Genomic DNA, 23,250 nt, shown 5'->3' with positions numbered 1-23,250 from the left:
TTGTTGCACTTATGATTCTCCTTATCTCCCTACTCCCTCGCTCCCTTGCTTCATACCAGTGAAGTGAGTGTGAAGGAGAACGAGTGTGCGGCTCGCTTGTGGAAAGAAAGCGTAACTCACGTTAAGGATTACAAGAATGTTTTCTGAAACAGGTGAGCCGCATCGTTATTAAATACAGTGTAGAGTCCGAGTCGTCATCGGATTTGCACCGGCTGTCAATGTCCACACCATGACAGAAGATGTGTCATGGAATGGTCCATGACACCCAAGAAAAAGCGCTTCAATACTCTCTCATAGTATCAATCAACCGAGAGATTCGTTCTTTTCAATATTCATTGAAAACGCTTCATTTAGGGCAATTTATCTCTCCCTGAAGGCAGGGGGATGTCTCCCTCAGCGTTCAGGGAGACATCCCTTACTGATTCGGGATATATCCCTCAGTGGTTGGGGATACATCCCTGGACAGAGCGGGTTGTTTCCCGCTTCGATACGGGAAACATCCCGGAAGGATGAGGGATGTTCACCACAGGATAGCTGGATGAAACGACCGAACAGCAGGGAAGCATCCCTGTGCAGAAGGTGTTGTTTCCCGAATGAGTGAATCATTGATAGTGAAAGAACCATCGCAACGAACAGGAAAATGATGTATGCAGTCTGAATATAAAAATTGTACAAACATGTCGTGGCTGTCCGACAAGAAAGGGTCAGTCATTGTTTCGTCGAAGTTGTCAAAAAAGGCAACCATAGTGAGCGTGTTGCCAAAGGGTCATTGCCATATGGTTGCCCAAAAAGCAACTTCGGTGTGTGGCACATTTGAAGAGTGTGTTCCGAATACCGAAACAGAGTCAATGCGAAGAAAGAAGCGACGAGGAGATTGCTTCATCCCGTTCTGATACGTGATGAACGGGACTCGCAATGACAATGAAGTGTGGGTCATTGCGAATCCCGCTTCAGCGGGGTGAAGCAATCTCCCAACCCCAATGGAAACGTGACTACTATTGAACCAAATCTGTCGGTTCATTGCCACGATGAATCCCGTGGCGGGTTGGGGACTCAGACAGAAATCAGATTTTGGAAATTACTTTGAAGATAAAATTTTTGTTCACATAAAATCTAATTCACTATATAATAACAATACAGTAAAGGAGAACGCTATGAAACGCTTCTCAACAACCATCTTATCATTCTTGATGTTCTTTACATATTTTTCGCTGACGGTGATTGCGCAGTGGTCAACCAACCCGAACTATAATACCGCAATCGTGACGGCGGCAAACTATCAGTATGAACCCGCTCTCGTTAGCGATGGAGCCGGAGGCGCTATCATCCTTTGGGGGCAGAATTCCGATGAGGGTTCTTCAGACATATTTGCGCAACGGATTAATTCCTCCGGTGTAGTTCAGTGGAATGTAAGCGGTGTGGCAATCTGTACGGAACCACATACTCAGGACGATGTAGTCATGACCACCGATGGAGCCGGGGGCGCTATTATTGCATGGCGTGATTATCGGAACGGCAATGGTGATATCTATGCCCAGCGTATCAATGGCTCGGGAGTGGTCCAGTGGACTGCAGACGGAATTCCCATCTGCACACAAACAGATGACCAATACTATCCCATCATTGTGAGTGACGGAGTAGGAGGCGCAGTACTACTGTGGGAGGATAGGCGCGGAGGGTATGAAGATTTATACGCACAACGAATTGATGGTTCGGGAACTCTCCGGTGGGCTGTCAACGGTATTGCCGCATTTACTGCCACGTTCTATGTGGAATATGTGAGGGTTGCCAGTGATGGAGAAGGAGGAGCCATTGTTACATGGTACGACAACCGTCATTGGAATACCAACATTTTTGCCCAGAGAATTGATTCCACAGGCGGGCTTCCCTGGACTCAAAATGGTGTATCTGTCTGTACCGCAGTGTACAGTCAAGAAAACCCTGAAATCATAAGTGATGGAGCCGGAGGCGCGATTATCTCCTGGTACGACAATCGAACCGGCAACAATGGAAATATCTACGCTCAACGAATAAATGCCGCCGGCAGTCCCCTCTGGACAGCCGATGGCGTAGCTATATGTACTGCCCCGGATGGTCAAGATTCTCCTCACCTTGTAACGGATGGGCTGGGCGGCGCGATTATTTCATGGCGCGATTACCGTCAAAATCACGCGAGTATCTTCAGCCAGCGAATTAACCCCGCGGGGAGTATCCTGTGGGCAGTCAATGGTGTTGAACTCTACTCCTCATACAACAGTATATACGATGTATCAATGGTGAGTGATGGAACAGGAGGGGCTGTCATTGCATTGCAAGCCTATCCCTATGACGATAATTTTCAGGATATTGTTGCCCAACGAGTTGATCTCAATGGGAATGTGCTATGGTTTGAACATGGTTTGGGAATTTGTACAGCAAATAATGACCAAGAGAGTCCGGTAGTCATTCACGACGGTACGGGTGGTTTTATCTTCGCCTGGGAAGATAATCGGAATAATGAAAGTGATATCTATGCCCAATGGGTGAACGGAAGCGGTACGAATTTTCAGCCGCCTGCAGGACAAATCCTTTCCATTCAAGATGTCGGAAATGACCAAGGAGGCAAGGTACGTATCCAGTGGCAGAGGTCTCCGAATGATATTACGGAAGGAAGCGCGCTTCAAACAACTACCTATGGTGTTTGGAGAAAAATACCGGAAGGCATGACTTCAATGAGAACGAAGAATCCTCAAGCCCCGTTCGTGAATGATACGTTGGGTGCGAACTATGATTTTATCACGACGGTAGCCGCCGTTCAATCACCGACGTATAATTTCGTTGCACCAACGTTAGATGATTCTTCCGCCTCCGGCACTCATCCGTTTACGTATCTCATAACCGCGCACACAGTAAAACCGCTGATGTATTTCGTCTCTCAATCTGCCAACGGTTACTCGGTAGATAATCTTGCACCGACTGCGGCGCAAACGCTTGCGGCCGAGGTGCTTGCCGGTCCTTCCGTGCGGTTAACATGGAATGAGAATCTCACGGATGATGATGTGAGCAAGTATGAAGTTCACCGCTCGCTCACGAGCGGGTTCACACCGAACGCCGGAACGAAAATCGGTCAGACAACCGGAATCCAGTTCGACGATGGAAGTCCGGTGCAGGGTTCTGTTAACTATTATCGAATCGTAACGCGCGATATTCATGACAATCAAAGTTTGCCGTCGGTTCAGGCGTCTGCCGAGTTTGGCGTAACAATGCTTTACAGCATGAATGATAAATGGAACATGCTCAGCGTTCCGCTTACTGTAGATGACTACACAAAAACAACCTTGTATCCAACCGCCGTCTCCGATGCGTTCAGGTATCAGGCGGGTTATCAAATCGCTACAACGTTAGCCAATGGTTCAGGATATTGGTTGAAGTTCAACGGCAGTCAGAATGTTTCCGTGAGCGGTTTTATGAGAACAGAAGAAACCATTTCTGTTGCAGAAGGATGGAACATGATTGGTTCAATTTCATCCGCCATTGCTCCGGCTCAGATTACTTCCACGCCTCCGGGACTTGTTACATCTCAGTTTTACGGTTACAGCGGCGGCTACATTCAAGTTGATACGATCCAACCGGGGAAAGGATATTGGGTGAAAGTTAACGCGGGTGGAACGCTTACGTTGTCGTCATTGGTCAATAGTCATTTGTCGTTGGGGAAAATTGAGATTGTGCCGACGAGTGAACTGCCACCTCCGCCGCCTGAAGGTGACGGCAATGTATCTGGAAACCCGAAACCCGAAACCTTCAGTCTGAGTCAGAACTATCCCAACCCGTTCAACCCTTCAACCGTTATTGGTTACTCGTTACCGGTTGATTCGTGGGTGACGCTGAAAATGTACAACATGCTTGGTGAAGAAGTCGCTACGTTAGTTGACGGTTTACAGGTTGCGGGTTACAGGTCGGTGGAGTGGGATGCGAGTAATCTGCCAACCGGTGTTTACGCGTATCGCATTCAGGCAGGTGAGTTTTCAGAATTGAAGAAACTTTTGTTACTTCGATAAACAACCCCTTGGATTGTTGGAGTAGTGGAGTATTGGAGTACGAAGGATAATATCTCCAATACTCCATTACTCCTTTCAATCGGGTAACGATTATTTTATTTCTTTCAATGCCCGTTCCGTTGCAACGAGCATTGCTTCTGCGCCGACAGGCGCGCCGGTCGCATTCTTCATCCAGATATCCGGCGCAATACTTCCCGCTTTCACCATGCGCTCAAACTCTACTCCGATGCTTCCGGCTTTTCTCATCTGCTCTTCGATTTGATGCGCAATCAAATGTCCGATGGGATAATCCGGCAAGTACAGAAATGAATGAATCATGTGAGAGTAAACACCGAGAAGAGTAACATCTTTCTTGTTGAATACCGGTGCGTAAAATTTGTTCCAAACATCTTTTGAGATTTGCATTGTTGCTTGCTTCAATTCAGCAGGAGTTGTTTTTGGATTTTCATACATCCAATGCCAGACAGCCATATCAACCAGAGCGACACCCGCAATTTCGTATGTTCCCCAGAAATCGTTCAACGTTTTGAGCGCTTCGGTTTGTGGATCGGGCGCTGTCAAGCCGAGCAGTTCCAAATCATGTCCCTGAAACACAAACGCAAGCGCTTCTGTGAATGCAGTGTTTGGAACGCCGTTGAGTAACGTGTGGTCAATGTCGTTCAGTGATAATGTCTGTTCGACATTGTGTCCCATTTCATGCACAGCGATGTTGTAGCCTTTGTAATTCATTCCCGACTTTTCAACTCGTGTGCGAAGTCGTGCCTGAACACCACGCATTCCTGCCCCTTGTGCATGACCGGAACCGCGTGCCGGGTCAACTGCGATATTGTTTGCAATATAGTTCGCCCGTTCCGGTGAGAAACCTAATTTGATGAGGAGAGCAGGCATGTCATTTTTATAGGCATCGGTAGTCGGATATTTCTTTGCAACAATTTCATCCAACTCCGAAGGTGTGTATTTTCCTTGTGGTTTGAATCCGTTATACCACATGTCGAATGGTTCGAGCGAACGACCGAGACGTTTCTTGATAAGTTTGGCAGTTTTCTCAACGAGCGGAGAAGCAAGCACTTGTTCAAGCATTGCCTTCACGCGCGTTTCAGGAATTTCTCTGTTGATTTCGAAACGACGTGCAATAAGAGTTGGTGCGTTTGGCGAGTACGCATCTGCCAATGCCGATGCCTGAAATGTTTTGAGGAGTGTGGCATATCGTTCATCCGGTTCAGGTGCGTTGGAAATTTTCATGTCAGCAGGCGCAGGTGAATCGGCATCATTTACATCTGCCGCTTTGACTTCGTTCGTGAACGGATTCCAATCAACATGAGGATTGTTGACGACGACATCGGGAATTGTCTGGTCAACAATTCGTTCCATCACTTTTTGAATCATCCGTTGTTTGGGAAGTCCATCTTTGCCAAACGAATAATTTGATTTAATTTCATCACGAAGATTCCAGTGCGAAAGGAGGCGCATCTTTGCAGGAAATAACCGCTCCCCTTTTTCATTGAGAAGATGATGCATCCAGATATTGTACTCAGCAATGTATTGGTCTGCTTCCGCGCCTGCCTTGGCGATGGCAAGATTCACGTCGGAAGGAACGCGGCGGGAGAAACGTTGTGCGAGCCGCACTTCTGCCCACTGACGGCGTGACCATGTTTCCCCTTGAGTCAATCGTTCATCAAGCGTGGTAAGCGGGAAGTTCAGTAAGACGGTGAAAGCAAGTTTGTTCTGAAAGAAATCATCGAGGATGTGCGCTGAAGGTTCGTACGCCGCGAATGTTTCATCGAACGGGTAAATCGTTCCGATGTCAAGGTCGGTTTGTGTCCGAAGGTTTCGGCTGATTTCTCCCATGTGTCCGTCCATTTTTTCTAAAAGATTTTCGAAGCGAGTGAACATGACATCGAGCGTAGATTTGTCGCCGGCAAAGTTTGTGCGAACAAATTCTTCGAACACTACGGCATCACCATCTTCCGCGCGCCAAAAATTTGCAACCTGACGAAGTCCTTGTTGCAGACGTGCTCGTTGCCCTTCTCCGTATTGTTTGAGAAGTTCGGTTTCAAGTTTTGCCTGCGAATTTCCAAGCCACGGGAGTTGTTGTGGCTGAGCGTTCGTTGTGTGAATCATGAAAAAGAAAAGAAAAAATATAATGAGTGATTTTGTGACCATAGAAAATTCCTTTGAAGTGTATTCATAGTGGATAAAATGAGCGGTGAGAATGTACGGCATCAGGAAAACAATTCCAAGAAGTTCAACCGCAACGGACATGAAATTTCCGATAGTTTCTTTGTACAACCTCGTGAACCCAATGGTTGAAAATATCAAACCTTGTTATTCAAAAAGAAAAACGTACATTCAGCCTCATGAAAGAAATTCTTTTGACAAAAAACCGATGGCTGAAATTTGTGTTGCTCCTCTGCGTGTGGGGAGTTGTCGGGACGTTGTTCACGGTTCAGTCATACTTGTATCGAATCAATGTCGGTCAGCAGATTACATTCTGGGATTTATATCCGTCAGAAGTATTCTTTTTTCTTTCGTGGGGATTGTTAACGCCGCTCCTTGTTTTTAGTGCGCGAAAATTCCGCGTCGGGAGGTCGAACTGGATTTCGAGAATTGGAATACATCTGTTAACGGCAGTTGGCATTGCGTTAACTCAGCGGTTTCTCTATGAGTTCATCGTACAACATTTGAAAGCAACTGCCGAGCGTCCTTTTTCGTGGGAGCGATTAACGAACAATGTTATCGGCTTTTCCGATTACGGATTTTTCATTTACTTCATCGTTGTCTTCATCGCTCATGCGGTTGATTATTACAAGCAAATGAATCAGGCGCAACTCAATGAAGCGAAACTGAGAGAAGAACTTACCAATTCGCAACTGCACGCGTTAAAGATGCAACTTCAGCCACACTTCTTATTCAACACACTCAATACAATTTCCGTGTTGATAAAAGATGAGCCGCAGAAAGCCGAACAAATGCTCGCTCTTCTGAGCGATTTGCTTCGCCTGACATTGCAACATACCAACACTCAGGAAATTAGTTTGAAGGAGGAGTTGAAGTATCTCAAACTGTATCTGGAAATCGAACAAATCCGATTTGGCGAACGATTGAAGATTCGGATTGACGCCGATGAAAACACGCTCGATGCAAAAATCCCAACGCTGATTCTTCAACCGCTCGTCGAAAATGCCATCAAACATGGCATTGGCGAAAGAAGGGGAGAAGGTGTTATCGAAATTCGTTCGATGCGGCACCATCAAAATCTGAACATCGTTGTAAAGGATAATGGGAATGGTTTGAACGCTCTCAACAATTCACACTCTACCGGTATCGGGCTTTCTAATTCTCGTTCGAGATTACAGTCATTGTATGGAAGCGCTTCATCAATATCAATTTCCAATGGTGACAATGGCGGCGCGGTTGTGGAAATTCTCATTCCGTTTCATACCGAAAGTATATCCTGAATATGTTCGTTCGCACTCTCATTGTTGATGATGAACTGATTGCACGAAAAGGTGTCCGCCGGTTCCTGAACGCAGAATCTGACATTGAAATTATCGGTGAATGTGCCGATGGTGTTGAAGCGGTTGAGACAATTCAAAGCAATAAACCGGACTTAGTGTTGCTCGATATTCAGATGCCGGAACTTGATGGCTTTGGTGTGATTGAAGCGTTGGAAGGGAAGATTGTTCCTGTTATCATCTTCATTACTGCGTTTGATGAGTTTGCTCTGAAAGCATTTTCGGTACACGCGTTGGATTATTTGTTGAAGCCGCTCCGACAGGAACAACTTCATCACGCCGTGGAGCGTGCAAAAAGTATTCTTCAATTCAAACAAACTGAAAAGTTCCGGGAAAAATTAGATACCATGCTTCAGTATGTTTCTCTCCAAAGGAAATACCTCGAACGGCTCATTATCAAATCTCAAAAAAATATTATTGTTGTTCATGTGCGGGACGTGGATTGGTTTGAAGCATACGGCGACTACATCCGTGTCCATTGCGGCACGAAGACGCATCTCATCAGGAATACGATGAATGAACTCGAACAACGTTTAGACCCGGGTGTATTTGCCCGCATTCACCGCTCGACCATTCTCCAACTCAACCGTGTGAGGGAACTTCGTCCGCTTTCGAACGGAGATTTTGTCGTGACATTGTTAGACGGTGTGAAAGTTTCTCTCAGCCGAACGTACAGCGAAAAAGTGTTAGAGGCGCTTCAAGGCATTCGATAACGAACTGACGAACGTTTTCTTTTCACGGTTCATCTTTCCTTTTACACGGTTCATCGAATAACGGTGGATTCGCGTGCATTTATTCCGTATATCTGTGCAGAAATATTTTCAACAACTGCACAGAATGCTATGAACTTTTCATTACAAACATTAAACAGGAAACAACAATTATTTGTTAGCTTGATGTTCTTATTGATTTTTCAATCAACAAGCACGGCACAACAATTTACCAAGATAACTTCCGGTTCACATGTGAATGACCTTGCCGCATCAAGAAGTGTCAATTGGGTAGATTACGACGGCGATGGCGACTTGGATCTGTTCGTCACGAGAGGAAAACAAGGCGGACAAAATAACATGATGTTCAGAAATGACGGCGCACCGAACTACACATTCACAAAAATGGACACGATGATTATTTCCCGTGACAACGAACCATCCGATGGAAGCAGTTGGGGTGACATGGATAATGACGGCGACCCCGATTTGTTTGTGGTGAACTGGTACAACAGAAATAATTTGATGTACCGGAACAACGGGCAAGGAAAATTCACGCGAATAACGACGGGAAATCCGGCAACCGATGGCGGGTACTCTGAGACGTGCAGTTGGGGTGATTACAACAATGATGGGTTGTTGGATTTGTATGTTTCGAACAGTGCAGGAACATTGAAAAATTTTCTGTACAAAAATCTCGGGAACGGCCAGTTCCAGAAAATAACAACCGGCGCAATTGTGAATGACGGAAAACATACTCGCGGTGTGAATTGGGTTGATTATGATAACGACGGCGACCTCGACATGTACGCGCTCAATGAAGAAAATGAAAACGAAGACTTGTACAAAAATATGCTCACCGAAACAGGTGTTGATACGTTTGCCAAAGTAACAACCGGTTTGCTGGTGACAAGCGGAGGTTCCTCGTGGAGCGGAAGTTGGGGAGATTATGATAACGACGGCGACTTCGATGTGTTTGTTACAAATTGGGGATATCAGCAAAACAAACTTTTCCGGAATGATGGCGGCGGAAATTTCGATACAATCTCTGCCGGGACACTGACGAGCGAACAAGATTATTTTGCCACAGCGAGTTGGATTGATTATGATAATGACGGCGATTTGGATTTGTTTGTGACTACTGCGTACGGAGGAAGTCAAAAGTGTTTCTTGTATAAAAATGAACTGATTGAAACAGGTCAACCGACGTTATCAAAAATTACTACTGAACCGCTTCTTAATGAAAACGGATATTGGTACGGCGAAAGTTGGGCAGATTATGATAACGATGGAGACCTTGATGTATATGTTGCAGGAACCTTGAGCGAAAATGCAAAGAGTATTTTCTACAAAAATAACGGAACAACAAACGCCTGGTTGAAACTCGATTGCATCGGAACAGTAACAAACAAATCTGCTATCGGCACAAAGATAAAAGTGAAGGCGACGATCAATGGAAATCCGGTTTGGCAACTTCACGAAATAGATGGACAAAGTGGTTATTGCGGGCAAACACTTCAACAACACTTCGGACTTGGTGACGCGACAATTATTGATTCGTTGGTTGTGAAATGGTTCTCAGGTCAAGAACAGGTGTTCACTAATGTTCCGGTTAATAATCACTTCACCATTGTGGAGAATGATTCAACTTCTCTGGAACTATCGTCACCGGAACATGGAAGCACGAGCGACCAAATTACTATCAACCTGAAATGGCACGGTAAGTTCTGGACTGCACCGTACCGCGTTCAGGTCGCAACTGATTCGACTTTCACTTCGGAAATCGTTCTGGAAGATTCGACCGTGAATGATACGTCGCGGTCAGTTTCAATTTCTTCGAACAACAAGACATACTTCTGGCGCGTCCAATCACAAAGGACGATGTATCCCAATATCTGGTCTGCTGTCAGGAAATTCAGTAGCGTGATTGCGCCACCGGTTTCTCCGTCGTTGGTTTTCCCTGTGAACGGAGATAGCAATCGTTCAATCGTTCTCTCGATGAAATGGAGACGTTCAACGAACGCGTCACGTTATCATTTAAGAATTTCTACCGATTCACTTTTTTCAACATTTGTGTTTGATGATTCCCTGCTTGCAGATACGAACAAATCGGTTGGTCTGTTAGCAAACAAAACAAAGTATTACTGGAAGGTTCGTTCGGGAAATATTTCCGGATACAGCGCTTTCACATCTGCATGGAATTTTTCTACCATTGTTGATACGCCATCTATTCCACTTCATGTTTTTCCGGCAGGAGGTGCGGTTGATGTTCCTCAATCATTATTATTCGTGTGGAACCGTTCAAACGATGCTCAAACCTACAGACTTCAGGTTTCAACAGATTCGTTGTTCTCGAGTTTCATTGCCGATGTTCAAAACATACCCGACACCTCGAAGCAAATTGAATTGCCGAACGGATTTACAAAATATTTCTGGAGAGTGCGTGCAACAAACATCGGTGGAACAAGCGCGTACAGTGTTGCTGTAGGTTTCCGCACCATTCTTTCAACACCATCACTTCACGCACCGGCAAACGCTTCGCATCAACTTCAATTATTAACATTTGCTTGGTTAAACAACGTAAGTGCTGAACGATATATTTTTCAACTCAGCATTGATAGTTTGTTCGCTACGACGCTCCGCTCGGATACGATTCAAACCGATACAATAACAAGCGTGGAGGGCTTACTTCTTGGAACACGATACTACTGGAGAGTTCGTGCAGAACGAACAGAAAGTATCAGCGAATGGTCAACTGTTTGGTGGTTCGATGCTGATGTAACGACGATGAATATGCAAGTGAATGGGCGATGGAATCTCATTTCGCTCCCTCTTCTTTCAAATGATTTGCAAAAAGAAATTCTTTTCCCGAATTCAAGTTCGTCTGCGTTTTCATTCGGCAGTTCCGGTTACGTAGCAGAAGAAACATTGAACATCGGGATTGGGTATTGGTTGAAATTTGATAGCGCTCAAGGATTGACAGTCAATGGAACCTTACTCAATAGTGTAGCAATTGAAGTTCGTGAAGGATGGAATCTACTCGGTTCACTTTCTCAATCGTTGGCAGTTACGGAAATTTCTTCAACGCCCGGCGGAATTGTTACTTCCGAATTTTATGAGTACGAAAACGGATACACAACGACAGATACTCTCAGACCGGGAAAAGGGTACTGGGTGAAGGTGAATCAGGCAGGTACGCTTACATTCTCGTCATTCGTTATTGGTAATTTGTCATTGGGAAAAATAAACGCGCTTGCATCAGATGAACTACCACCTCCGCCGCCTGAAGGCGAGGGCAATATCGAACCGGAAACCCGAAACCAGAAACCGGAAACATTCAGTCTTGAACAGAACTTTCCTAATCCATTCAACCCGACGACGGTGATACGTTATCAACTTCCGGCTGAATCGAATGTGACATTAAAAGTATTTGATGTGTTGGGAAAAGAAGTTTCTGTACTTGTGAATGAAATTCAGGATGCAGGATATCAACAACTCGAATGGGATGCAACCTCAAACCCGAGCGGATTGTATTTTCTTCACTTGAAGGCAGTAGCTCTCCACGATGCTACAAATGGTTATTCTCAAGTGAGGAAGCTGGTGGTGAGTAAATAAAAATAAATATAGAGTTTCTCTCAAAGCCGATTTTAGAAAATGAAATCGGCTTTTTTATTCCCTCCCAAATTATTGTCTCAACTCTGAAGCCATGAAATTCATTAACAATCAAACTTGATAACAATAGACTGAAGAACAAAGACTTTGCTTGAGTTGAAAAGAAATACCTTTATTTATCAGATTTTTGTTGTTGTTTTTGTAGAGTAAAGCTCCGTTCGCATGGCATACTGCTTGTCAATTTTTCTCTGTTATCTTTCTTTCAATCAACCATGAACTTTATGCAAACCAGATTTTTCCATCTTCTTTATCTTATTGGATTTTGTCTCACTGCTTTTTCTCAAGAACCATTCAACAGCGAAGACGAGAAAATGCTTATCAAAAACGAAATCGAACGGTACAAACATCGGTTTGTAACTCAGCAAGCAACGCTTGCTGATGAGCGGTACGACGTAACGTACTACAAACTCGATATCATCGTAACAACCTCTCCGCAATATATTCGCGGAAGTGTGTTGATGAAAGCATTCAGTAAGCAAGAAGGATTGGCAACGATGACCATTGATTTAATGAACTCGCTGACAGTTGATTCGGTTATCATCGGGACAACAAGCGTTGGTTTTACTCAGCACTCTTCTTCGTTTAATGTTACACTTGACAGAACATATACGCTCGACGAAGAAATAGACGTGACGATATATTATCACGGCGTTCCGGGGAACAGCGGCTTCGGGAGTTTTGAATTTTCTTCTCACTCGGGAACACCGTGGGTGTGGAGTCTGAGTGAACCGTACGGCGCAAAGGATTGGTGGCCCTGTAAAGACCACCCGACGGATAAAGCAGACTCGGCTGATATTCTTGTCACATGTTCATCTTCATATAAAGTCGGGTCGAACGGAAAATTACTCAGTGTCGTTGAAAACGGAAACGGAACGTCCACACATCATTGGAATGAATCATATCCGATTCCGACGTATTTGATTTCAATTGCAATTACAAATTATTCATCCTTCTCGAACTGGTTTCATTACTCGCCGACAGATTCGATGGAAGTGTTGAACTATGTGTTGCCGGAACATCTTTCCAGTGCGCAGGCAAATCTCCCGCGCACGGTTGATATGCTGGAAATTTATTCCGACTTGTTCGGTTTGTATCCGTTTATCAATGAAAAATACGGACACAGCGAGTTTGGCTGGGGCGGCGGCATGGAACATCAGACAATGACTTCGCTTGGCGGATTTAGTGAAGGACTTGTCGCTCATGAACTCGCGCACCAGTGGTTCGGCGATATGATTACTTGCAGAACTTGGCCCAACATCTGGTTGAACGAAGGATTTGCAACGTATCTGGAAGCGTTGTATTACGAGCGGCAATACGGTTCTGCCGCGTACTGGGGAAGCGTTACAGGAGAGATGAATAGTGCAAAAACTGCCGTCGGTTCCATCTATGTGAGCGATACGAACAACATCGGAAATTTATTTAGCGGCTCACTCGTCTACGCGAAAGGAGGCACAGTTCTGCACATGTTACGACATGTTCTTGGAGATACTGCGTTCTTTACTTCGATGTACACCTATGCGAATGATCCGAGGTTCAAATACGGAACAGCCGTGACGGAAGATTTTCAATCGGTGTGTGAAACTGTTTCAGGAAAAGACCTTGATTATTTTTTCGCCGAATGGATTTACGGCGAAAAATATCCCAAGTACATGTTCGGATGGAGCGCTCAACCGGTCACCGGCGGATACGAAGCAACCATCAACATCAATCAAACAACGGGAACGAGTAACCCGGCATTTTTTACCATGCCGGTTGATATAAAATTTTCTGCATCGGGTTGGGATACTACGATTACGGTTTTCAACAATCAACAAATACAATCATTTACTACATTGCTTTCACACGAACCAACATCGGCGCAACTCGACCCGAACAATTGGATACTCAAAGATTTTACAAAAGCATTTTCCGCTACACCATCCAGTCTCACGTTCGGAACGGTAAATGTCGGGGGAAGCAAAACTCTCAGCGTGACGGTGAAGAACAACGGAGTTTCTACGATGACGTTTTCTTCTGTTGTATCTGATATGGCACAATATACGGTCACACCATCAACCGGTAGTATTGCTGTTGGAGAGAGTCTGAAATTTGATATTACGTTCACTCCAACCGGCGATGGCTCAAAAATCGGACATATTATTTTCACGCACAATTTAGGAACGCCTGACCAAATTACTGCAACGGCATTCGGACTTTGGCCCCGCTACACACACAGACTTTCCCAAAACTGGAATCTTGTCTCGCTTCCGGTTACACCCGCTGACCCGCGCAAGACGACAATATTTTCCGCTGCCTCCTCTGCCGCGTTTGCTTTTGAAGGAAGTAACGGGTACGTTGCCAAGGATTCTCTTGTTGAAAATAAGGGTTACTGGATAAAATATAATTCTGAAACGAATGTCACCTTTATGGGATATACGCGCAATACCGATACTATTGAAGTGAATTCAGGATGGAATCTTGTCGGTTCATTAACGAGGGCAATTTCTGTTGATGATGTTGTAACTGAACCATCGGGAATTCTTGCTTCGGAGTTTTTCGGTTACAATGTTGGATATGCGATGACTGATTCACTCAAACCTTCGAAAGGATATTGGGTGAAAGTTAGTCAGGATGGGAAATTGATTTTGGAATCTAATACGCGTACGTACAAACGGAATGATGGAGAAATGGGTGTGATGGAGGAAGCAACAACGAACAACAAAAAAACAATTCAGTTACGACGATGGCGATGAAGTTGTTTGGTTTTGTATTTCTGACAATATTTGTTGTAGGATTTACGATGAATAACAAGAAGTTCACAATCACTTCAAGTGCATTCGACCACTCAAAAGCGATTCCTTCTAAGTACGCGAATACAGGAGTGCTTGGAGGGAAGAATATTTCTCTCCCTCTTTCGTGGGAACACCCACCGAAAGAGACCAAGTCGTTTGCAATTTCGATAGTTGATGTACACTCGGTTGCAAATAACTGGGTACATTGGCTCGTTGTCAATATTCCGTCGAATGTTGATTCGCTCTTCGAAGGCGCATCAACGACAAGCAAATTACCGGCAGGCGCCAAAGAATTGAACAACACATGGGGAGTTGTTGGTTACGGCGGACCGCAACCGCCGAAAGGTTCCGGCGCTCATCGGTACGAAGTAACTGTCTATGCGCTCAGTGTGGATACACTCGAACTTGATGTTCATACATCATTGACTAAATTCAAAAAGGCAATTGACGGACATGTCATCGCTATGGCAAAAACTATCGGAGTGTTTGAGCGGATGTAACACAACCTTGTATTTCTAACCATGTGATGACTGCATGGTGTAAGAGTTTCATAATCTAATCATTCAACAGGAAACGAATATGGTAATCTTTCTACTTCTTTTCGTCTTCATCATCCCATTTCCTGTTCTTTCTCAATCAAATTCTTCATCGTATCAAAGCGATGAGGTTCTCGTTCTTCTTCCGACATCCAAAGCGATGGACGCAATTCAACATCAACCGAATGTTGTTCGCTTATATCATCGCTTCCCGGAATTTTATGTTGCAGGTTTGTCACGGCAAACGCTGAACGAATACTCGCGCTCGGAAAAGAATATTCAGATTCTTGATGAGCGACCGTGGAGCGCGTCGTATGCTGTTTCCACAAAGTTAGGTGTGCAATCTCTTGAACGAACATACCGGGGGTTTGATGTTACTGTGCTGTTCAAATCGGAAGAGTTCGATATACTGAGCGGAAACGAGAACATCTTTCAGCGGCTGCGGCAAGCAAAGTATTCTCTTGTTGAAATCGAACCGGTTCCGTTGACATTTAATCCGTTGCCGGAAGTTTCGATGATGCGCGATAATCCGCATCCGAGCGACCCCATCAGTACTATTATTGCAAAGATAGCCGATTCCTCGATTCGTTCGTACATCCAGCAAATGCAGGATTTCGGAACGCGTTACTGCACAAATGCAAACCGCGACAGCGTGTTTCGGTGGTTGCGAAACCGTTATCTCGAAACGGGAATTACGGATGTTGCTTATGATAGTTTTCAGTATAGTAGTACATGGCAGAAAAATATTATTGCAACGATTCCCGGAACTGTGAATCCTTCTCTTGAAATTATTATTGGTGGACATCTCGATTCATATTCAAGCAATCTCAATCAAGCGCCGGGCGCGGATGATAACGCAAGCGGAACAGTCGCCGCGCTTGAGATGGCAAGAGTTCTCAAAGCAATTAATTATCAACCTTCGATGACGTTGCGCTTCTGCGGATTTGCCGCGGAAGAAGCCGGACTGAAAGGAAGTGCGGCGTACGCTCTCAAAGCAAAGCAGGCAAACCGAAATATCAAAGCGATGCTCAATTATGATATGATTGGAAATCGTACACAAAGCCAGAGCGATTATAATGTGTATCATGTCTGGTATCCCGGCGCGGAAGATTTATCGGACCTTCATGCTTCGATGGAGGCGGCATATACGTTACTCACACCTGTGCTGACGACGTCTTATCGAAGTTCGAGCGATAGTTGGTCGTTTTATCAACAGGGTTACAAAAGTTTATTCTGCATTGAGCATGACTTCAGTCCGTACTATCATTCACCGAATGATTTGCTGACCAATCTTGACATTCCGTATGCTGCGCAAATAATAAAAGCAGGGTTGGCAACGTTGCTGACGATTGACCAGATTCCTTCCACGGTTCCTAATGTCGAAGTGATTGATATCGGTAACGGAACTTCTCTGCTTGTTCAATGGGAAAGCGTCGGGGATAAAGATGTTCAATCGTACAAAATTTATCTGGGAAGAACTCCGGGAGTGTACGATACAAGTTTCACACAAACCGGGTTGACGCGAACAATGAGCGGCTTGACGAACGGAACACGATACTACATCGGAGTCACTGCGGTTGATATTGCCGGGCAGGAAGGAAGTTTTGTCGAACAATCCGGAACGCCGTTGTTGATTCCTCTCGCCCCGGAAAATCTGACAAGAACGAATTTGCCAAACATGGTTCGTCTGAACTGGAAGAAGAATTCGGAATATGATTTGCGTGGCTACAACATTTACCGCTCGTCGGAATCAAACCCGACGTTTACCAAACTCAATGGTACACCAATAGCAGATTCGTTTTGGAATGATACAAATCTGAGTTGGGATATTTATCGCTATTATGTAACCGCACAGGACTTGGCAGGGAATCAAAGTAGTGGCTCGGATACTATCACAGGAATTCCGGTTGATTTACAAAGTTGTGTGATGCTCAGAGTGAGTGACCAAGGTGGTTCGAGTGATACCGTTTGGTTCGGAATGAAAGCGGGCGCGAGCGATGGAATTGATACGCTGTTTGGAGAAACCGAACTTCCCCCGCCGGATGATTATCGGTGCGATGCCAGATGGAGGATTGCCGGAACAAACGGAACCTCTCTTGATATTCGTGACACACTAAGCGAAGGACAAACAACCAGAACGTTCCTGCTCGATGTTCAACCGGGAATTTCCGGTTACCCGATGACTGTTCGTTGGAATCCTTCATCATTACCGACCGGAGATTTTCTTTTGCTTGATGAACAAACACACGGCAGTTTGATTCGCGTGAACATGAAAGCGGAAAGTCTGCTCGTGCTTCCCAATCAAGCATTCTCATCGTTGGAAATACTTTACACTGTTGCAGCAACGATGGTCATGCACGTTCAGGAAAAGTGGAATTTAGTTTCACTTCCGCTTGAAGCTGTTGATTGCAGAAAATCAATTCTCTTTCCGACGGCAATTTCTTCTGCGTATGAATATTCAACTACGAATGGGTATGTGCTAAAGGAAACATTACAGACCTGCACAGGGTACTGGTTAAAATTTCCCAACGAAGAAACAATTCCGTTGCTCGGCGTTGAATGTACCGCAGAAACAATTCACGTTCAGGAAGGATGGAATCTTATCGGTTCAATTTCCGAAACGGTTGCAACATCGTCCGTCATATCAAATCCACCCTTAATGCTTACAACTCCGTTCTTTGGTTACGGGAATGAATATTTCGTAAGCGAGAACATTGAAAGCGGGAAGGGGTATTGGGTGAAGGTGAATCAGGATGGGGAATTAATTATATCCTCAGCGATGAGTAATCAATCACAACCTCATAGGCGCGAAGTTCGATAAACTAACTCAATAAACAAATCAGATTTTAATTCGATAACAAATTTATCAATCAATAAAAAGAAAGAAAGAAAATTTTATGAAATACGTTACCATCATATTCCTTACGCTCATGATTGTGAGTAGTTCTCACGCGCAATTTATGAAGCGGATAAACAACAAGCCGGTAGAAAACACCCGGACAAATACAACTATGGAAGCAGCGATAAGTTACATCTTGTTTTCAAATAGTGTGAACGGACCTTTTTCGGAACCCGACAGCATCTTTGTGAACGATTCGTTGTTCATGAAGATGGATGTCAATCCGCTTGATACAATTTTTACCGAATACTGGCTCGATGCCAACCGAAACGGAACGATTGATACGAATGATTTCAATTTCACCGGTGATATGCTGGTGGATAATGGAGTCGGTTCAACCAATATTGCAGATTTCGACGCTACGCCAGGCGTTATTATTGCATATCTCAATCCCGAAAATCCACCGGCAATGCATATCATCGTAAAGGCGATGGAAGAATCATCGGTTGCATACGGTCGGGTGATTTTTCAAAATCGCCCGGCGCAGTTTACGGTTAGTGGAACTGTGTATGATGTTGACGATGGACCGGTCTCCGGGTTGTTTGTCGGAGTGAGAGATTCATCGCGACAAATTATGGCGACGACCGACGTGAACGGCAATTATGAATTACCGCTCGATAGCGGAACGTATCGCTTTTTTGTCAGCGACCCGTTCGGTAGGTATTCGTCAACAGATACAACGATGACTATCGAAAGCAACGTCACGAAGGATTTCTATGTTGCCCGCTATTCGTCGTACATCAGTGGATATGTGCGCGATGAACATGGCACGGCAATTCCGAATATCGGTGTCGGACTTCAGCAACGTAGCGGCGGCAGTGAAGTTCGGACGGATGCAAACGGTCATTACAAATTAATGGTGCCTGCAGGTAATGGAAGAATAGGTGTAAGTCAGGGTGATTTACTGCCACAGTATATGAGTGTGCAAAGCCACGATTTTACAATTGGTGAGGGGGACTCAATTGTCAATAATTCGATTTCAAACTTTACATGCTATTCAACGAACAGTATCATCACAGGACTTGTATTAGAAAACGGTGGTATCCCGACACGAACCTATAAAATAAGTGCGTGGGTTAATGTACTCAACAGTTACTCCGAGGCAATAACAAATGGACTGGGAATGTTTTCGATCCCGGTGCGTAGCGATACGGATTTACATCTCACCTACAATGTTTGGTTCAACCAACCAAACGAGGAATACCCGCTTCCGCCCGGAATGTATGTTGATACTTCGTATGGGAATGTTTCTCCGGGTGAAAATATTACGTTCAACATTATCCCTGCGGAAACTCTCGCCTTCGATAATTTTGATGGAAACTTTGTCGCTCCATCTCCTTTTCTGTGGGAACCGTTTAATTTTGGGAATCCCTTTGGGAATGAATATAAAGTCCTGTTGATTGATAGTACTTTGCATATTCAGGTTCACAGTCAATCGGGGAGATCCGGCGCGGGAATTTATTCGCGTAAACCATATATCCTCAATGACCGTGATATCCGTATCGTCATGAACCGAACGCAACTTGGACAACATAACTCTTCCTACATTCTTCTTTCTGACGAAAAAAGAAATTGGGATGCTCCGGACAATTTTAACCGATGGTTACAATTGTGGACCGGCGACCAAGGAGACCCGGGCTGGAAATTAGTTCTCAATGTGAATAATTCAAAAACTGTTCTCTGGGAATCAAACGAAACATCCGGTTCTGATATTCGATTTATTTTTGAAGGCGGTTCTGCCGTTTCTTTGTTCATAGATAATGTTGAAAAGTATCAGGGGAGTTGGAATAATAATTTCTCAATGGCGTATGTGTATCTTGTCGAAGAAAATGAAGTTTCCAATACGCCGACTACTGTCGTCTATGATGAGTTCCGCGTTCGTTCCCGTTTTTCACTTGATGTTCGGGAAGTTGGCGGAGAAACTCCGGCAGAGTTTCGGCTTGAACAGAATTATCCGAATCCGTTTAATCCATCAACGAATTTCAGATTTCGGATTGCCAATTTCTCCTCCGAAGGCGGATCCGCCTCTGGCGGAGGATTAGTGACATTGAAAGTATTTGATGTATTAGGAAGGGAAGTTGTTAATGTGGTGAATAAAGAACTTCCGGCAGGAAATTATTCGGTAACATTTGATGCGGGTGAATTGACAAGCGGCGTTTATTACTATCAACTTCAGGCAGGTTCCTTCATCGAAACGAAGAAGTTCTTGTTGATGAGGTAATCATTTATTTTTCATGTAGGTCGGGTGTTGTCTCGACGACCGAGTCGAAATGAACTTAGACCTACATGATTTCTCAAGTCTGAAAGTGCAGAGGAAAGCGGCATGTCATGCGTGAGAAAGAAAAAACAGTCGAAGAAAAATCAAAGCCATTCTCCAACGGAATGGCTTTTTTCTTCTCTTGCTCTGGCATGATAGTTGAAAATTTTACGGAAGTAGAATCAAATGAATACTCAACTTCACCATTGTTCACTCGATGATATACTCTGTCAGGCAATCGAACGCGAAGCAGAAATGAAACGGTATTATCAGGATGCGGTTCAGGAAGTCGGACCGGATGCACGTGAACTGTTATCAACATTTTCCATTCAACACGACGAGCGAATTTCCAAACTCAATTCACTGTTGCACGAAGTAGAAGAACTTCGTGAACTCAGCGCCTCCATAGCAGATTAACCATGAATCACACATACGTTCCAATTAAACTCCGCACCGGGAATCAGATGATTGCCGAAGGTGCGGTGAAGGCGGGTTGTCGCTTTTTTGCCGGCTACCCGATTACTCCCGCTTCGGGAATCTATAAAAGTATGATTGAATTGTTGCAACGCAAGGGAGACCTTGCCATCAGTTCACCGGACGAAATTTCCGCACTCGCATATTGCGTCGGCGCTTCGTTACGCGGCTACAAAGCGATGACCGCAACTTCCGGTCCCGGTTGGGCATTGATGATTGAAACCGTGCAATACGCGTTGATGACGGAAACGCCGCTTGTAATTGCCATGGTGCAACGTCTCGGTCCCAGCACCGGCGGCGCAACGCAAGGCGCGCAAGGCGATGTCTTGCTGACGGAATTTTGCACAAGCGGCGGCTACACAATTCCCGTCTTGTGTCCAAGCACTCCGCTTGAATGTTATGAACTGACCGTGCTTGCATTTTCGTGGGCAGAACTTCTTCGCACACCGGTGGTGATTCTCACCGATAAAGAAGTCGGCATGACAACCGAAAGCGTCAACTACGAACAACTGCAATTACTTCACGCCGCCGATAGAATTTCTCATCTTCAAAAGCCGACGAACGGACATGGCAAGGCAAAGACGTATGAGTTTACCCGGCTGAGTGATATTCCCAAGTTCGCTCCGGTCGGAGGGTTGATAAAAGTTACGGCAACCGGTTCGGCGCATAACAAATCGGGAGAGTTGAAAAAGAACGATGCGGAAACGCTCGAAGTGCTTCATCATCTCGAAGAAAAAATCAGGCTGAGAAAGGACGGACTTGCAATTGTGAAGCGAGACGTTGACCCCGAAGCCGAAACGCTTCTCATCAGTTACGGAATTACCGCACGGGCAACGGAAGAAGCAATTCACATTGCACGAAAGCAGGGAAAGAAAGTTTCCGGCTTACATTTACTGACGCTGTTCCCCGTTCCCGAAAAACAAATTCTCAATTCGCTCGGAAAGGTGAAGCGGGTGGTGATTGCGGAGGAAAATCTTTCGGGACAATACCGAAGCGTCATTTCTCATCTTATGAAAACACAGGAAGTCATCGGAGTCAACAAAATCGGTTCGATGATTACGCCGCAAGAAATTCTGAAGGAGGTTCTATGACCGGGACAATACCCACGCCGACAACATTCATCACTGAAAACTGTGCGATGCCATTCTGCAAAGGATGCGGACACACGCACGTGTTACGAAAACTGAACGATGCGCTGATGAAACTTCAGATTCCGCCATCGAAAGTGAATTTGGTTACCGACATCGGATGCATCGGGTTGGCGGATGCGCTGTTTGAAACTCCTCATACAGTGCACACAACACATGGACGCTCGACAGCGTTTGCCACAGGCATCGAACTTGCCGATTCTGTGTTGTCCGATTCAAAATTAAAAACAGTTGTTCTCATCGGCGATGGCGGAGCAATGATTGGATTGCTTCATCTCGTCAATGCCGCGTTGCTCAATGTTGATGTGACCGTGTTGCTCTGTAATAATTTTTTATTCGGGATGACAGGCGGACAGCACTCGGCATTTTCCCCGATGGAATTTATTACGCCGACCACTCCCGACGGAAACATTATTCCGCCGATAGATATGTGCCGTGTCATGCTCGATGCACGGGCTGAATTTGTCGCACGGAAACTTGCCACCGATAAAGATTTGGGAGATGTTCTTGCCGAAGCAATTCAACATCCCGGATTTTCGCTTGTTGAAATCGTTGAACTTTGCACTGAACATGCAACCACGAAAAACGAGTTAACCGGAAATGCAATTCGTTCAGTCATTGAAGAGCAGGGACAGGAGTTCGGAATTCTGACGAATGAAAAAAACCGTGCAGAGTTCGGAGTGCTGTACGCGGATAAAAACCCGCGTGATCAGGCCTTCTCTGCCTCACAGAAAGATGATGGATTGATTCCGCAGTTTGAAAGCAAACTGAAACATCAGGTGGGAATTGTTATTGCCGGAAGCGCAGGGGAACGTGTCCAATCGGCGGCGAAGAAATTGTGCGAAGCCGCCGTGATGAGCAGGTTACACTGCACGCAGAAGAACGATAATCCTGTTACACAAGGTTCGGGTTTCTCGCTTGCAGAAGTGATTCTCTCTCCGCACGATATTTTTTACACGGGAATCGAAACGCCGGACGCCGTCATCGTTGTCTCGGAAGACGGATTGAACGAGTTGTACGAGAAGCATGTGTTTGACCGTTTGAAACCAACGACGATGCTTCTCATAGATTCAAGTTTGCCGAAGCCGCACACCGACGCGAACATCATCGAGTATCCGTTCAGGAAAGAATACGGCGGAGCGAAAGCGGCATTGAAAGCAATTGAGTTGTATGTGCAACAATCGGGTCTGTTTCCGGTAGAAGCATTTCAAACGTCCTGAAGCCTGAACTC

13 protein-coding genes are annotated in these 23,250 nt (G+C 45.1%); 11 read left to right on the top strand and 2 right to left on the bottom strand.

The window, feature by feature from the left end:
- Positions 1 to 766: 766 nt before the first annotated feature.
- Entirely contained in the window at positions 767 to 937 is a 171-nt protein-coding gene (locus tag HY960_13320; protein ID MBI5216726.1) for a hypothetical protein, read from the bottom strand.
- Between the two features lie 217 nt (positions 938 to 1,154).
- Here HY960_13320 and HY960_13315 point away from each other — a divergent pair, with 217 nt between their 5' ends.
- On the top strand, positions 1,155 to 4,037 hold the full coding sequence (locus HY960_13315; GenBank protein ID MBI5216725.1) for a T9SS type A sorting domain-containing protein: 2,883 nt from the start codon (positions 1,155 to 1,157) through the stop codon (positions 4,035 to 4,037).
- Positions 4,038 to 4,127: 90 nt separating this feature from the next.
- On the opposite strand, the gene HY960_13310 is transcribed toward HY960_13315, so the two are convergent.
- Complete coding sequence (locus tag HY960_13310; protein MBI5216724.1) at positions 4,128 to 6,158, bottom strand: hypothetical protein; 2,031 nt, start codon at positions 6,156 to 6,158, stop codon at positions 4,128 to 4,130.
- Between the two features lie 236 nt (positions 6,159 to 6,394).
- On the opposite strand from HY960_13310, the gene HY960_13305 reads away from it, so the two are divergent.
- The 10 genes from HY960_13305 to HY960_13260 all read left to right on the top strand — a co-directional run bounded on the left by HY960_13305 (position 6,395) and on the right by HY960_13260 (position 23,239).
- On the top strand, positions 6,395 to 7,495 hold the full coding sequence (locus tag HY960_13305) for a histidine kinase (protein MBI5216723.1): 1,101 nt from the start codon (positions 6,395 to 6,397) through the stop codon (positions 7,493 to 7,495).
- A 2-nt stretch (positions 7,496 to 7,497) separates the two neighbouring features.
- A complete protein-coding gene (locus HY960_13300; protein MBI5216722.1) occupies positions 7,498 to 8,265 on the top strand; it encodes a response regulator transcription factor in 768 nt (255 codons plus the stop codon).
- Positions 8,266 to 8,394: 129 nt separating this feature from the next.
- Positions 8,395 to 11,877 carry a VCBS repeat-containing protein gene (locus tag HY960_13295; protein MBI5216721.1) on the top strand — a complete coding sequence of 1,161 codons (3,483 nt, stop codon included), beginning with the start codon at positions 8,395 to 8,397 and terminating at the stop codon, positions 11,875 to 11,877.
- A 278-nt stretch (positions 11,878 to 12,155) separates the two neighbouring features.
- Positions 12,156 to 14,666: a choice-of-anchor D domain-containing protein gene (locus HY960_13290; protein MBI5216720.1), complete on the top strand. Its 2,511-nt coding sequence runs from the start codon at positions 12,156 to 12,158 to the stop codon at positions 14,664 to 14,666.
- 47 nt (positions 14,667 to 14,713) lie between these two features.
- Complete coding sequence (locus HY960_13285; GenBank protein ID MBI5216719.1) at positions 14,714 to 15,205, top strand: YbhB/YbcL family Raf kinase inhibitor-like protein; 492 nt, start codon at positions 14,714 to 14,716, stop codon at positions 15,203 to 15,205.
- A 79-nt stretch (positions 15,206 to 15,284) separates the two neighbouring features.
- Positions 15,285 to 18,062, top strand: a complete 2,778-nt coding sequence (locus HY960_13280) for a M20/M25/M40 family metallo-hydrolase (protein ID MBI5216718.1) — start codon at positions 15,285 to 15,287, stop codon at positions 18,060 to 18,062.
- A gap of 1,879 nt (positions 18,063 to 19,941) precedes the next feature.
- A complete protein-coding gene (locus HY960_13275; GenBank protein MBI5216717.1) occupies positions 19,942 to 20,361 on the top strand; it encodes a T9SS type A sorting domain-containing protein in 420 nt (139 codons plus the stop codon).
- Positions 20,362 to 20,583: 222 nt separating this feature from the next.
- The gene (locus tag HY960_13270) at positions 20,584 to 20,814 is read left to right on the top strand and encodes a hypothetical protein (protein ID MBI5216716.1); all 231 of its coding nucleotides are present in this window, start codon (positions 20,584 to 20,586) and stop codon (positions 20,812 to 20,814) included.
- Between the two features lie 2 nt (positions 20,815 to 20,816).
- Positions 20,817 to 21,962, top strand: a complete 1,146-nt coding sequence (locus HY960_13265; GenBank protein ID MBI5216715.1) for a pyruvate flavodoxin/ferredoxin oxidoreductase — start codon at positions 20,817 to 20,819, stop codon at positions 21,960 to 21,962.
- Positions 21,959 to 23,239 (top strand): hypothetical protein, encoded by a 1,281-nt coding sequence (locus HY960_13260; GenBank protein MBI5216714.1) that lies wholly within the window; start codon positions 21,959 to 21,961, stop codon positions 23,237 to 23,239. The genes HY960_13265 and HY960_13260 overlap by 4 nt, the downstream gene beginning before the upstream one ends.
- Positions 23,240 to 23,250: the final 11 nt, after the last annotated feature.

Source organism: Ignavibacteriota bacterium (assembly GCA_016212665.1).
Taxonomy (GTDB): Bacteria; Bacteroidota; Ignavibacteria; order UBA10030; family SZUA-254; genus FW602-bin19.
The sequence above is the reverse complement of the archived record's forward strand: the minus strand, read 5'-3'. Positions and strand labels throughout refer to the sequence as shown.